At 57.8% G+C, this 13371-nt stretch carries 11 protein-coding genes; all 11 read right to left on the bottom strand.

Going from position 1 to position 13371, the window contains the following annotated elements; translation table 11 throughout:
- Positions 1-2 precede the first annotated feature (2 nt).
- Positions 3-830 (bottom strand): hypothetical protein, encoded by an 828-nt coding sequence (locus EH31_RS03595; RefSeq protein WP_034958122.1) that lies wholly within the window; start codon positions 828-830, stop codon positions 3-5.
- An 11-nt stretch (positions 831-841) separates the two neighbouring features.
- Complete coding sequence (lpdA, locus tag EH31_RS03590) at positions 842-2260, bottom strand: dihydrolipoyl dehydrogenase (protein WP_034958121.1); 1419 nt, start codon at positions 2258-2260, stop codon at positions 842-844.
- A gap of 99 nt (positions 2261-2359) precedes the next feature.
- Positions 2360-3112 (bottom strand): class I SAM-dependent methyltransferase, encoded by a 753-nt coding sequence (locus EH31_RS03585; RefSeq protein WP_034958120.1) that lies wholly within the window; start codon positions 3110-3112, stop codon positions 2360-2362.
- A gap of 24 nt (positions 3113-3136) precedes the next feature.
- Entirely contained in the window at positions 3137-3460 is a 324-nt protein-coding gene (locus EH31_RS03580) for a hypothetical protein (protein ID WP_034958119.1), read from the bottom strand.
- Between the two features lie 31 nt (positions 3461-3491).
- Positions 3492-4706: a 2-oxoglutarate dehydrogenase complex dihydrolipoyllysine-residue succinyltransferase gene (gene odhB, locus EH31_RS03575; RefSeq protein ID WP_034958118.1), complete on the bottom strand. Its 1215-nt coding sequence runs from the start codon at positions 4704-4706 to the stop codon at positions 3492-3494.
- 33 nt (positions 4707-4739) lie between these two features.
- Positions 4740-7565 (bottom strand): 2-oxoglutarate dehydrogenase E1 component, encoded by a 2826-nt coding sequence (locus tag EH31_RS03570; protein ID WP_034958116.1) that lies wholly within the window; start codon positions 7563-7565, stop codon positions 4740-4742.
- 63 nt (positions 7566-7628) lie between these two features.
- The gene (gene sucD, locus EH31_RS03565; RefSeq protein ID WP_034958115.1) at positions 7629-8519 is read right to left on the bottom strand and encodes a succinate--CoA ligase subunit alpha; all 891 of its coding nucleotides are present in this window, start codon (positions 8517-8519) and stop codon (positions 7629-7631) included.
- A gap of 3 nt (positions 8520-8522) precedes the next feature.
- Positions 8523-9104: a hypothetical protein gene (locus tag EH31_RS03560; protein ID WP_034958113.1), complete on the bottom strand. Its 582-nt coding sequence runs from the start codon at positions 9102-9104 to the stop codon at positions 8523-8525.
- Entirely contained in the window at positions 9104-10066 is a 963-nt protein-coding gene (gene mdh, locus EH31_RS03555; protein ID WP_034958110.1) for a malate dehydrogenase, read from the bottom strand. The genes EH31_RS03560 and mdh overlap by 1 nt, the downstream gene beginning before the upstream one ends.
- Positions 10067-10308: 242 nt before the next feature.
- Positions 10309-12150, bottom strand: a complete 1842-nt coding sequence (locus EH31_RS03550; RefSeq protein ID WP_241765816.1) for a putative bifunctional diguanylate cyclase/phosphodiesterase — start codon at positions 12148-12150, stop codon at positions 10309-10311.
- Between the two features lie 234 nt (positions 12151-12384).
- Complete coding sequence (locus tag EH31_RS03545; RefSeq protein ID WP_051698904.1) at positions 12385-13326, bottom strand: Coq4 family protein; 942 nt, start codon at positions 13324-13326, stop codon at positions 12385-12387.
- Positions 13327-13371: the final 45 nt, after the last annotated feature.

The raw sequence follows: 13371 nt of genomic DNA, 5'->3' as shown, positions 1-13371 counted from the left end.
ATTTAGCTCCTAGCAGCGGGACGCGGCGTGATCAGCGCAATAGCGAACCCCAAAAGCGATGCCGCTCCATACCCGATTAAGGGATAGGGATAATCGCCAAGGAACGCCGCTATCACGAAGCCTGTCATGCAGCCCAGCAGCGCCAAACGTTGGGGCAGGGCAATGCGCGCGGTCGCCAGAAGCGCGCCCGCAGCTGCGATCAGTGACAAGGCCAGCGCGCTTGCAGCCAGGGGTGATGAGACCCAGAGTTCTGGCAATATCCTCTCGACGAATGTTTGCGGTGGAAGGGGCGCAGCAAAACTCGCGCCAATGCTCGCGGCAAATCCGAGTACGGTGACAGCCAGCATCGTACCATTCCGATTGGAGATCGCGATTGTCAGCGCGCCGCAGGACAGGGCAAGGCAAGTCGCAAAATCAGGCTGCGCAAATGCCAGCAGGATGGCGGCAAGCAGAAACCAAGGTCCGGACCCGATCTCACCAGCTGCAATGCGCACCAGCAAAGGCGCGGCGAGAAAGCCGGTGTGGAGCGTGAAACCTCCCACCGCGATCCAGCGAGAGATGCCGTCGATCCATGGCCCGAAGGTGAGCGGGATTGCTAGGATTGAGCAAAGCGCGAAGAGAACCACAATCCGTGCGCGGCTGGAGGCGGGGAACCGCACCAATGCGATCAAAGCAAGCCCGACCGCAAGAGCGCCTGCGTTCACAATCGCAAAGGAGCCGGGAGCGCCCGCCGCGACAAGATAGGCTATGCCAGCAAGGGCAGGAAGCATAAGAGGCAGGCCAGCGTGCCATCTTGCGATGATCCCCGAATGGTCCTGCCTCGTTTCCAATTGGTCTACCCTCACATATGGATAGGCTTACCCTGGACCGCCATCGCCGCTTCCTTGAAGGCCTCAGCATGGGTGGGGTGCGCGTGGCAGGTGTAGGCGATGTCTTCGCTCGTTGCGCCAAATTCCATCGCTTGGGCTGCCTGTGCGATCATCGTGCCAGCAAGGCTGTTGATCATCCACACGCCCAGAACGCGGTCGGTTTCTGCGTCCGCAATGACTTTTACAAAGCCATCGGTGTCGCGGTTTGCCTTGGCGCGGCTGTTCGCCATCATCGGGAATTTGCCGATTTTGACCTTGGACTTGTCGCCGCCCGCTGCCTCGATGGCTTGCTCTTGCGTGAGGCCAACGCCTGCGATTTCCGGGGTGGTGTAGACGACGTTCGGGATCACATCGTGGTTCACAATGCCCGTTTCGCCAGCGATGTTTTCAGCGACCGCAATGCCTTCATCCTCGGCCTTGTGGGCGAGCATGGGGCCGGGCACAACGTCGCCGATTGCCCAGATGCCTTCGACGCCGGTGCGAAATTCGTGGTCGATTTCAATCTGGCCGCGGTTGTTGACCTGAAGGCCCGCCTTGTCGAGCGCCAGCCCTTCGGTGTTTGGACGACGCCCGATGGAAACCAGCACGTGGCTTGCCTCAAGCGTTTGCTCATCGCCTCCGTCCGATTTCTCGATGGTGAGAGCGACTTTCTTACCCTTGACCTGCGCACCCGTGACCTTGTGGCCGAGCATCCAGTTGAGGCCCTGTTTCTTGAAGATCTTGTTCGCTTCCTTGCGCACTTCCTCATCCATGCCGGGGAGGATTTGCGGCAGGAATTCGACCACAGTGACCTTCGCGCCAAGGCGACGCCAGACGCTGCCAAGCTCAAGTCCGATGACACCGCCGCCGATGACGACAAGGTGCTCTGGCACTTCGGAAAGCTCAAGCGCGCCAGTGGAATCCACAATGCGCCCGCCTGCGTTGTCGACCTCGACACCGGGGAGGGGGGTGACGGAAGAGCCGGTTGCAATGACGATGTCTTTTGCGGTGAAGGTTTCATCGCCAACTTTGACGGTGTGCGCATCCACGAAAGAGCCAAGGCCTTTTAGCCATGTGACCTTGTTCTTCTTGAACAGAAATTCGATTCCCCCCGTGAGATCGCCCACGGCGTTTGATTTCTCGCCCATCATTTTCGACAGGTCGAAGGTCGCCTTGGCATCAATGCCCCAGGTGGCGAAGTGACCGCCCTCTGCCTCTTCGAAGAGTTCAGACGCGTGGAGCAGCGCTTTTGACGGGATACAGCCCACATTGAGGCAGGTGCCCCCCAGCGTCTCGCGGCTTTCCACACAGGCCGTCTTAAGGCCCAATTGCGCCGCGCGAATAGCAGCGACATAGCCGCCGGGGCCAGCGCCAATGATAAGGCAATCGAAGTCGTAAGCAGTGTCAGCCATGGTTCGTATGATCCCGTTTTGATGGCATGAAATAAGATCCGGTGTTCATTTAGGCACTTTGGCGCGCGTTGGCCATTGCTACTTTTGCCCTACGACTTGTCATTTTGTGCGTCGTAAATGCCAGTAAATGCCGATTGTGACGTATTTTTCTAGTGCTGGGATGAGGGAAGGTGCGAGCATTGCCTTCATCGCGAGCTGCTTGAGCGGGTGCGTGGCAACGTTGCGCCGCGCGGAGATGATCTCGACGGGGAGGCCTTTTAGGGCCGCGCGAAAGTCGGCTGGCGTCGCGCCGTTGAAGCCAAGCTCTTGGATGCTCTCGGGCGAGTTGCCTTCGTCGTCGATAAGCCGGTCGAGAAAGGCGCGGTTCTTGCGGGGAAGGTGCGCCCAGGGGAGGCGTGTTTCCATCAGGCGGTGATGGCCAAAGGGTGAGTGCCACAAGGGCGAGAACCCTATGAAAAGCTCGCCGCCCGGCTTCGCGCATTGGACGAGGGCCGCGAGCGTCTCGGGCAGAGCCATCACATGCTCCATCACGTTGCACGAGGTGATGATGTCGGCAGGTTCGAGCGTCTCTTCGCGAATATCGCCGTAGATGAACTGGGCTTTGCCGCTCCATTGGTCCGCATGCTTGGCGGTCGCAAAGGAGATATAGTCAGGGTTGATATCAATCCCCGCAGCGCTCTCGGCTCCCGCTTCGAGCACAGTGTGCACCATCGCCCCACGCGCGCAGCCAAAGTCGAGCACATGCTTGCCCGCCACATCAGGCAACCCACCAAACCGCGCCCAGAATTGGGGCAGGGTGTTGGTGACAGAATGTGTGTAGCGGCGCTCGTCGAAGGCGGCTCGGGTGTTCAACTGTCGCAGGAACGCACAGGCAGCTTACGCAGCATCCGCCACAGGAGCACTCTCACCGGTCTCACCGGTTTCTGCACCGCAAGTGCGAAGCAGCTCCTCGACCTTCTGCGTGTCTACCTCAAGCGAACCATCGGCGGCATCCGCTGCAAGATTATCAGCGACGCAATTGCACGCTGGACCAACCTTTTCCGAGGCGAAGCCATTATCCTGCGCGATTTGTTCGCATTGCGCGACAAATTCGGTGCGGATTTGCTCCTTGATGGCATCGCCTGCCATTTCGGTCGCTGCCTCACAGGCTGTCAATGACAGGGCTGCCAGAGCGAGAGGGATGAGTGAGTTTGCGCGCATGGGCGTAGGTCCTAGTCGTTGGATAGAGGGATCAGAGGTCGATTAGCATCCGGGTCGGATCTTCGATTGCTTCCTTGATGATTTTCAGTGCGGTCACAGCTTCGCGGCCATCGATCAGGCGGTGGTCGTAGGAAAGCGCGATGTACATCATCGGGCGGATCACGACCTCGCCATTGATCGCAACCGGGCGGTCCTCAATGCGGTGGAGACCCAGCACTGCGGACTGCGGTGGGTTGATGATCGGGGTCGACATAAGGCTGCCGAACACGCCGCCATTGGAGATGGTGAAAGTGCCGCCGGTCATATCCGCCATGGTGAGCGTGCCGTCCTTGGCGCGCTTGCCGAAGTCGGCGATGTCTTTCTCGATCCGGGCAAAACCCTTGTCCTGACAATCGCGGATCACAGGGACCACGAGGCCGTTAGGCGCCGAGACTGCGACCGAGATATCGACATAGTCGTGATAAACGATTTCGTCGCCCTCGATATAGGCGTTGACGCTCGGCACGTCTTTCAATGCCAGACACGCCGCTTTCGCGAAAAAGCCCATGAAACCCAGACGGATATCATGCTTCTTTGCGAACATGTCTTTGTATTTGGTGCGCGCCTCGATGACCGCGCTCATGTCCACATCGTTGAATGTGGTGAGCAGCGCCGCCTCTTCCTGAGCGCCTTTCAAACGCTTGGCGATGGTCTGGCGCATACGGGTCATTTTGACGCGCTCTTCGCGGCGGCCGGTGACCGGCGACGATGATTCTGCGGGCGCAGAGCTTGCCGCTGGCGATGGGGCCGGAGCCGGATCGCCCTTCGCTTTGGCAGCGGCGATCACGTCTTCCTTGGTAAGGCGTCCGTCTTTGCCCGTGCCCTTGATTGTGCTGGGGTCAACGCCGTGTTCCAGAACCGCGCGGCGCACGGCGGGGGACAGCGTTTGCGCTGCACCTGTATCAGCAGGCGCGCTTGTCGCAGGAGCCGGATCGGCCTTGGCAGCAGGAGCAGGCGTACCGGCAGAGGCACCCTCTTCGATCACCGCGATAACCGCGCCCACTTCGACGGTGTCGCCTTCTGCAGCGCGGTGCTCGCTCAAGATGCCAGCAACGGGCGAGGGCACGTCAACCGCGACCTTGTCGGTCTCAAGCGAACAGATCGGTTCATCGACCGCGACCGCGTCGCCGGGCTGTTTCAGCCATTCACCGATGGAGCCTTCTGTGACCGATTCACCAAGGACCGGGACTGTGATTTCAGTGGCCATTGTTCGTATTCCCTAAATGCAAATGTGCTTGAATTATTCAGCAAGACCAAGAGCTTCGGCGACGAGTGTCGCTTGTTGCTCGGCGTGGCGTTTGGCAAGACCTGTCGCTGGCGAAGCAGAGGCCTCGCGCCCGACATAAAACGGCCGCATGCCGAAATGTCCGCCCAGTTCGAGCGACTTTTCAATGCGGCTTTCAACAAAGAACCAAGCGCCGTTGTTCTTGGGCTCTTCCTGGCACCAGATCACCTCTTTCAGGTTTTTCATGCGGCTGAAGCGCTTGCCCAGTGGGTCCCCCGGGAAGGGGTAAAGCTGTTCGATGCGAATGATCGTGATGTCGTCAATGCCTTCTGCATCGCGCTTCTCAATCAGGTCATAGGCGACCTTGCCTGAGCACAGGACGACACGCTTGATCTTCTCATCAGCAGGGGTACCCGGCTCCATGGATGGGTCGGACTTGATCCGCTTGAACTGCCAGTCACCAATGAACTCCTCGCGCGGAGATTTCGCCATCGGGTGACGCAAAAGCGACTTTGGCGTCATAATCACGAGCGGCTTGCGGAACGACCGCAGCATCTGACGGCGCAAAACGTGGAAGTAGTTGGCAGGCGTGGTGATGTTGCAGACCTGAATGTTGTCGCTCGCACACAGCTGAAGGAAGCGTTCAAGCCGGGCGGAGGAGTGCTCTGGACCTTGCCCTTCAAACCCGTGGGGCAGCAGCATCACCAGACCGTTTGCACGAAGCCACTTGGCCTCGCCGCTGGCGATATACTGGTCGATCATGATCTGCGCGCCATTGGCAAAGTCGCCAAATTGCGCTTCCCACAGCACGAGGCTTTTCGGGTCTGCCATGGCAAAGCCATACTCAAACCCAAGCACACCGTATTCCGACAAAGTGCTGTCATAGACCTCAAACTTGCCGTGGGGCAGGGTGGTCAGGGGAATGTATTTGTCTTCGGTTTTCTGGTCGACCCAGACGGCGTGACGCTGCGAGAAAGTGCCGCGCCCGCTATCCTGACCGGACAGGCGCACGTTGTAGCCTTCCATCACAAGACTGCCGAAGGCGAGCGCTTCTGCGGTGGCCCAGTCAAAGCCTTCGCCAGAGCTGAACATCTCAGATTTCGCATTCAGCACGCGGCCCAAGGTCTTGTGAATGTTCACGCCTTCTGGAACTTCGGTCAGAGTGCGGCCAAGCGCATCAAACGTCTTTCGCTCAAGCGCGGTTTCAATACTGCGGCGCGCGGTTTCGTCATCGGCTGGCTTGTTCAACCCGGCCCAGCGCCCGCCAAACCAGTCTGCTTCATTGGCTGAATAGCTTTTCGCCGCTTCGAACTCTTCTTCGAGAAGGTCGACAAATTCCTGTGCGACGGTTTCGCGGTGGCCTTCGTCGATCACGCCTTCTGCGATCAGGCGCTCTTCGTAAACTCGGCTGACCTTGGGGTGATTTTTGATGACGTCATACATCAATGGCTGGGTGAACTTGGGCTCGTCGCCTTCGTTGTGACCAAAGCGGCGATAGCACCACATGTCGATCACAACATCGCGGTGGAAGGTCTGGCGATACTCCACTGCAAGCTTGCATGCGAAAGTCACCGCTTCGGGGTCATCGCCGTTGACGTGCAGGATCGGTGCCATCACGCCTTTCGCCACATCGCTTGGGTAAGGCGAATTGCGCGCAAACTTTGGCGAAGTGGTAAAGCCAATCTGGTTGTTGATGATAAAGTGGATGCAGCCGCCCGTGTCATAGCCATTCACGCCTGAGAGCGAGAGGCTTTCCCAAACAACGCCTTGTCCCGCAAAGGCCGCATCGCCGTGGATAAGGACGGGAAGCACTTGCTGCTTCTTGGTCAGATCATCGCGGATCGCCTGCTGCGCGCGCGCTTTGCCCAGAACAACCGGGTTCACCGTCTCAAGGTGAGAGGGGTTGGGGGTCAGCGACATATGCACCGAAATGCCGTCAAATTCGCGGTCGGTGCTTGTGCCAAGGTGATATTTCACATCGCCCGAACCGCCCACGTCTTCGGGGTTGGCGGTGCCGCCGGAAAATTCGTGGAAGATGACTTTGTATGGCTTGGCCATCACATTGGCGAGGACGTTCAAACGGCCCCGGTGCGCCATGCCATAGATAATCTCGCGAACGCCGGACGATCCGCCGTGCTTGATGACGGCCTCAAGTGCCGGGATCATCGATTCCCCGCCATCAAGGCCGAAACGCTTGGTCCCGACGTATTTCTTGCCGAGGAATTCCTCGTAACCTTCGCCGCGAAGGACGGCAGCGAGGATCGCCTTTTTTCCCTCTGGCGTAAACTCGATTGTGTCGCCGGGGCTTTCGAACTTGTCTTGCAGGAAACGCCGCTCTTCCGTGTCGGCGATGTGCATATATTCAAGGCCGACATTGCCGCAATACACTTCGCGCAGGCGATTGTAGAGCGCGCCAACGGTGGTCCATTCCATGCCCAGAATGCCGCCGACATAGACCTCTTCGTTCTCCTTGCCGTCGAGCTCGTGAAAGGCGAGAGTAAGGTCGGCTGGATCGCGTTTTTGGGACAGGCCCAGCGGATCAAGATCAGCCGCCAAATGCCCGCGCACACGGTAAAGCCGCACCAGCGTCATTGCCTTGTTGGACAAATCCGATGCGTAACGAAGCGCCTCTTCATCGGTGGGTTTGCCCGCCGCTTTGGATGCAGACTTAACCGCCTCTTCGACCACTATGCGCATTTGCGTGGAGTCCATTGCCGCGTTTAGGTCAGCGCCCGCGTCGGCAACCTCTGCCATCCATTTGGGGTTGGCCCATGAAGGACCGGGCTGCGGGCCTTCCTGATCGGTCATTTCAGGGATGAAATTGGCGGTTTCTTTGTTCATGTGCGTTGTCCCGGGGAGGAGGAGCGGGGCGCTCTGCCATCATCGGCAAAGCGCCCTTCAGCTTTAGGCCATTTCTTTGAGCATGGCGTCGAGCGTCGTGCCCAGCTCTGATGGTGAGGGCGATACACGGATGCCGGCGTCTTCCATCGCCGCGATCTTGTCTTCCGCGCCGCCTTTGCCGCCTGACACAATCGCGCCTGCGTGACCCATACGGCGACCCGGAGGCGCTGTGCGGCCTGCGATAAAGCCGACCGTTGGCTTGGAGCGGCCCTTGGCGGCTTCTTGCTTGAGGAAGGCTGCGGCTTCTTCTTCCGCCGAGCCACCGATCTCGCCGATCATGATCATCGACTTGGTCTCAGGATCGTCGAGGAACAGGTCAAGCACGTCGATGAAGTTGGTGCCGTTGACCGGATCTCCGCCAATGCCGACCGCCGTGGTCTGGCCGAGGCCAACCATAGTGGTCTGGTGCACCGCTTCATAAGTGAGCGTGCCGGAGCGCGAGACCACGCCAACAGAGCCCTTCTTGAAGATCGAGCCCGGCATAATGCCAATCTTGCACTCATCTGGCGTCAGAACGCCGGGGCAGTTCGGGCCGATGAGGCGCGATTTGGAGCCTTTAAGAGCAGCCTTGGCGCGCACCATGTCGAGCACGGGGATGCCTTCGGTGATGCAGATGATGAGCTCAACTTCTGCATCGATCGCCTCGCAAATCGCGTCTGCTGCGAAGGGTGGGGGGACGTAGATGCAGCTTGCGGTCGCACCGGTCGCCGCCTTGGCTTCGCGCACGGTGTTGAATTGCGGCACGCCGATGTGCTCGGTTCCGCCTTTGCCGGGCGTGACACCCGCAACCATCTGGGTCCCATAATCGAGCGCCTGCTGGGTGTGGAAGGTGCCGGTGTTGCCGGTCATCCCTTGGGTGATGACCTTGGTGTCTTTGTTGATGAGGATGGACATTGATCAAAAAGCTCCGAGCTTTAAAAAGCGATATTGCGTACCGCGGAAAGGATGGTTGGGTATCGAAGTATTGGGCTTCTCACCGTCCGTGAAAGTTGAAATCGAGAAAAAATCGTACCCAAGACCGGGCGAGAGCGTGACCTCCCAAGTGGTTTCATTCCACAGAAGCCGGATCATCTCGTCCCTGGCTGATCCCTGAGAGAAAAGTTCCATTTCCGTTTTACCTACACCCTCAGGCGCGCGGTCAAGGAAGTGGATGATGCAGCTATGTTGGCCTGATTTGGCAGTGCCAAGCATGGCGTGTTGCAGGTAGGCACCGTTAGGTTCGCCATTGCCATCGACCCCGCGAAAGAACTCCTGCTGGTATTTAGTTCGAGAGTTTTTCCGTGCGGCATCCCAATAGTCACGCACGCTGGTCACGTATGGATCATCGCCCTCGACACGAACCCACTCACTACCGGGCTCACCGCTACAATGAGTGTGCGCGACCATAATCGGCGCTGCCCGCAGGCGGGTTTCCGTGTCGGAGTCCATCTGCGGACTTGCCAAAGCAACAAGAATTGAGAGAGCGGCGGTGAAGGGCATCACGCCAGCGAGCTATCCAGCGCCTTACACGCCTCAAGCAGCTCTTCGACCGCGTCGGTTGAGACTTTGAGGTTGGCTTTCTCTTCGTCGCTGAGTTCGATTTCGACCACTTCTTCGGTGCCGCCTGCGCCGATCACTGTGGGGACGCCAACGTAAAGCCCGTCGAGGCCGTATTTGCCTTGGACATAGCTTGCGCATGGCAGGATGCGTTTTTGGTCGCCGATGTAGGCTTCAGCCATCGCAATCGCCGAAGTTGCCGGTGCGTAGTAAGCTGAACCATTGCCGAGAAGGCCAACGATCTCGCCGCCGCCTTTGCGGGTGCGGTCTACGATTTCGTCGATGCGGTCCGCCGAAACGCCCTTGATCTGGGCGTAGTCGTCTACCGGAATGCCGTTGATCGTGGTGTAGCTCTTCACCGGAACCATAGTGTCGCCGTGGCCGCCAAGAACGAAGGCGTTGACGTCTTTAACGCTGCAATCGAACTCCCAAGCGAGGAAGGTTGCAAAACGCGCGCTGTCGAGGACGCCGGCCATGCCGACGACTTTATTGTGCGGAAGGCCAGAGAACTCACGCAGAGCCCAAACCATCGCGTCCAGCGGATTGGTGATGCAGATGACGAAAGCGTCGGGCGCATTGTTCTTGATGCCTTCGCCAACGGACTTCATGACGGACAGGTTGATGCCGAGAAGGTCATCGCGGCTCATGCCGGGTTTGCGCGGAACACCAGCGGTGACGATCACCACATCTGCGCCCGCAATATCGGCATAGTCATTGGAGCCGGTGATCTTCGCGTCAAACCCCTCAACCGGGCCACACTGCGACAGGTCGAGCGCTTTACCCTGAGGCATGCCCTCAGCGATGTCGAACAGGACGATGTCGCCAAGCTCTTTCTTTGCGGCGAGGTGAGCGAGCGTGCCGCCAATCATGCCGGAGCCGATAAGCGCGATTTTCTTGCGGGCCATAGAGGGGTGATCCTTCCCAGAACGTTCAGGACGGAGAATTGGAACCTTGGAAAGTGTTAGAGGCGACCGTCCCAACTCGCCATCTTCCCGTGTTGGCCGTGGGATTAAGCATGGTTAGAAGCGATTGCAACCAGCAAAAGGTCTTATGCGGCGGTTATCTTTGCAAACAGTTTGCAATTGCAATAAGGCGCTAAGGGAAAGTCCTTGGCCGCCGCTTTACCCTGTGTTGTAGTTGAAAGGCCTCAGGCGATCGCCCGGAAAGCGGTGTTTTCGCGTTCCTGAGCCAATAGCATCGCGGCCAGATAATCGGGCACGGCGCGGCTGAAGTGGTACCCTTGACCCAGATTGCAGCCTGCGTCGCGCACCGTCTTCACCTGTTCTGGTGTTTCAAGCCCTTCGGCCACAATATCCATGCCCAAGGTGGCACCCATTTTGGCAACGGCCCGAATGATGGCATCGCTCTTTTGTCCAGCCTCCGAACCCGAGACAAAGCTGCGATCTACCTTGATCTTGGAGAAGGGGAATTTGTTGATGTAGCCAAGCGAGGAGTAACCGGTGCCAAAGTCATCGAGCGCAAAGCGAACGCCGAGCGCTGAAAGCTCTTCGATAAAGGCAGATGTGGAATGGTTGTCTTCGATAAACAGGCTCTCTGTCACCTCAAGCTCTAGCCTGTGGGGATCAAGCCCTGCTTCTCGCAGCGCATTCTTGATGCCAAGCGCCGCGCCCGGCGCACGGATTTGCAGTGGCGACAGGTTCACTGCCAAGGTGACATCCTCGGGCCAGGTTGCAGCAATGCGCGCAGCCTGAACCGTGATCCAATTGCCAAGGGTGACGATGACGCCGGTTTCTTCCGCAACAGGAATAAATTCGCCGGGGCTAAGCTCTCCCTTTTCCGGGTGGAACCAGCGCACAAGCGCTTCGAAGCACCTGATCCGGCCTGTTTCCAGATCGACAATCGGCTGGAAGAAAATGGAAAGCTCATCGCGCTGAATGGCTATGCGCAGCTCGGCTTCGATTTCGCGGCGGCGCACAAGATCGCGGCTCATTGAGGGGTCATAGAAACACGTTTGCGCCCGGCCGCCCACTTTCGCGTGGTACAAGGCCAAGTCTGCACGCTGCATCAGCTGGTCAGCATCCACTGCATTGTCCGGGATAATGGCAACGCCCAAGGATGCGCGGATTTCCAGCAATTCACCGTCGACACGCAACGGACACATGATCTCGAAATGGATCTCGCTTGCGATAAGTTCGGCGTGCTTCAAGTTATCTACCGGGCAGAACACAATGAATTCATCGCCACCGAAACGTGCCACCGTGCTGCCGTCAGGCGATACATCAATCAACCGATTTGCAACGCCTCTGAGAACCTTGTCGCCCACCGGGTGTCCAAGCACGTCGTTGACTTCTTTAAAACGATCAAGGTCGATCCAGATCAAAGCAAGGCTCGCGCCCTCTTCACTATGTTCAATCGTTTCTGCGACAGCATGGTCAAGACCCGCGCGGTTGGCGAGCCCCGTCACGACATCAGTCCGCGCCAATTCGCGCATTTCATTTGCCAATTCGGCATTTGCCTGAGCGGAAATGATAGAGTTCCGAAGCGACCTGTACACCTTCAAGGTGATCGTGGTGACGGATGGAATATGCAGCAGGGCAACAATTCCCAAGGCGTGTGCAAGAGAGGCCTCGCTTAACAAAAGACCAACGGAAATCGGCCCCAATATAAGCAACATTTGCACCAAAGCGATCACAGGGCGACCTGCATTTCTCGGTGCAATCGCAGTCGCATATCCAACCGCGTAAACTGTCAGCACCATCTGAGCGAGCGGATCTACCCCTTCGACAATCGCGAGGGTCGCCATTGCCCCAACCGCAAGAGCATAGGCAAACGCACCGATTTCGAACAACAGCTCAAGAGTGCGAGAATCCTCGCCATTGCTAAATCGGTGCGCAACGATGATTGAGAAACGAAATGCTACGACCGCGGCAAGAGCATAGGCCACTGATTGCAACGCAACATCGTCGATGCTGTAGGCGGTGTAGAAAGCGATGACGAGGCCAGTTATCGCGCCGATGGCCAAATTCAATGGGCTTGAATACAGTGAATCGACCAGCGTCCCTCGGATCTGGGCATCGACTGCATTGTCCGCTTTTGAGCGGGAGAAAAAGGCGCGAACGCTTTTTATGACTGAGTTCCTCGTTATTCTTTGCATAAAAACTAGGGCAAAGAGGTCACAGAGTGGTTAACATCAGCCTGACACAAACGACTATCGGACGGCGCTCCGTTTAAGCCTTTGTATAAGTGTAAAAAGCCTCGGCGCTTAGGCTGCTTCTGCCGCCATGAAAGCGTGGGGGTTGATCCCTTCAGAGCGGTAAGTCTCCAAAACCTTATGATAAACATGGGGGTGGGGCGTGTTAAAACGGGCCCTTACTTCCTCAAGCGGTAATGCAAACAGCTCCTTAATGGGCTGTTCGACGATACGTGGGCACGATTTCCCATTCCGGCGCGCTTCAAGCAATGCTCCGATGATGGGTGCATCGGTCTTGATCTTGGATTTCATCATTAAAGTGCCAAGCCACGCAGTCAGCAAATGTCCCGGGCTGGGCCGTTGATGATACATATAGGCAAAGACGCACTGTTCACCCAAAAGGTCGCGACCATAGCCAGTGACGATGTGCAAAATATCGTGAAAATCGCGGAGCCTGTCGTTGTACCAGTCCACCCCGTCATCGAAGCGCACCACGTCTTCTTTGCGCGCGGCATTGCTGGCCTCGACCATTCCGGCTGCGGTTAGCTGTTCACGCTCCATGAAATCGCAATAGGCATGGGCAAAGCTGCCTTTTGGTGTTTTGCGAAGAGCGGCGTGATCGTCAAGAAAATCGGGAAGATAGGGCTCTGAATTGAAAATTTCGCGGCCGCGCTTGGTCGATAAAAATGCCGCTGCAGCATCTGCCATCCCGCGCCACGGAAGAGCATCCAGAACAGCGATGATCTCATCGGTTTGTTCTTTGTCTTTGCGAAAATTCTGAAAATGCTGCCACGCTTTGCCGAACTGGAATTGCGCAGGCTGGCGATCGGGGTGAACAATGGGGACGTGTTCGACACCATCGGGCGTTGTACGAAGGAGGAGGCCGGGCGAGATGGTATCGCCCTCTGTGCCGCCCGCCTCTTTCAAAAGAAACGAAGGTGCTGACCCGGTTTGTCCCTTTGCCTGTTCGAGCGACAGGTCGTGCGGACGCTTATCATCAATTGCGTTGCCCATGCCCCCATCGCTGGAACAGGGTTAAAAAATTGTCAACTCCCGTTA

This window comes from Erythrobacter longus, assembly GCF_000715015.1.
GTDB lineage: Bacteria > Pseudomonadota > Alphaproteobacteria > Sphingomonadales > Sphingomonadaceae > Erythrobacter > Erythrobacter longus.
Note: the sequence above shows the minus strand (reverse complement) of the source record. Positions and strands in the feature narration are given on the sequence as shown.

What these genes read in the sequence shown, in the direction of transcription:
- lpdA (WP_034958121.1), bottom strand. Translation starts at nt 2,260, where the DNA reads ATGGCTGACACTGCTTACGACTTCGATTGCCTTATCATTGGCGCTGGC.
- EH31_RS03580 (WP_034958119.1), bottom strand. Translation starts at nt 3,460, where the DNA reads ATGCGCGCAAACTCACTCATCCCTCTCGCTCTGGCAGCCCTGTCATTG.
- odhB (WP_034958118.1), bottom strand. Translation starts at nt 4,706, where the DNA reads ATGGCCACTGAAATCACAGTCCCGGTCCTTGGTGAATCGGTCACAGAA.
- EH31_RS03570 (WP_034958116.1), bottom strand. Translation starts at nt 7,565, where the DNA reads ATGAACAAAGAAACCGCCAATTTCATCCCTGAAATGACCGATCAGGAA.
- sucD (WP_034958115.1), bottom strand. Translation starts at nt 8,519, where the DNA reads ATGTCCATCCTCATCAACAAAGACACCAAGGTCATCACCCAAGGGATG.
- EH31_RS03560 (WP_034958113.1), bottom strand. Translation starts at nt 9,104, where the DNA reads ATGCCCTTCACCGCCGCTCTCTCAATTCTTGTTGCTTTGGCAAGTCCG.
- mdh (WP_034958110.1), bottom strand. Translation starts at nt 10,066, where the DNA reads ATGGCCCGCAAGAAAATCGCGCTTATCGGCTCCGGCATGATTGGCGGC.
- EH31_RS03545 (WP_051698904.1), bottom strand. Translation starts at nt 13,326, where the DNA reads ATGGGCAACGCAATTGATGATAAGCGTCCGCACGACCTGTCGCTCGAA.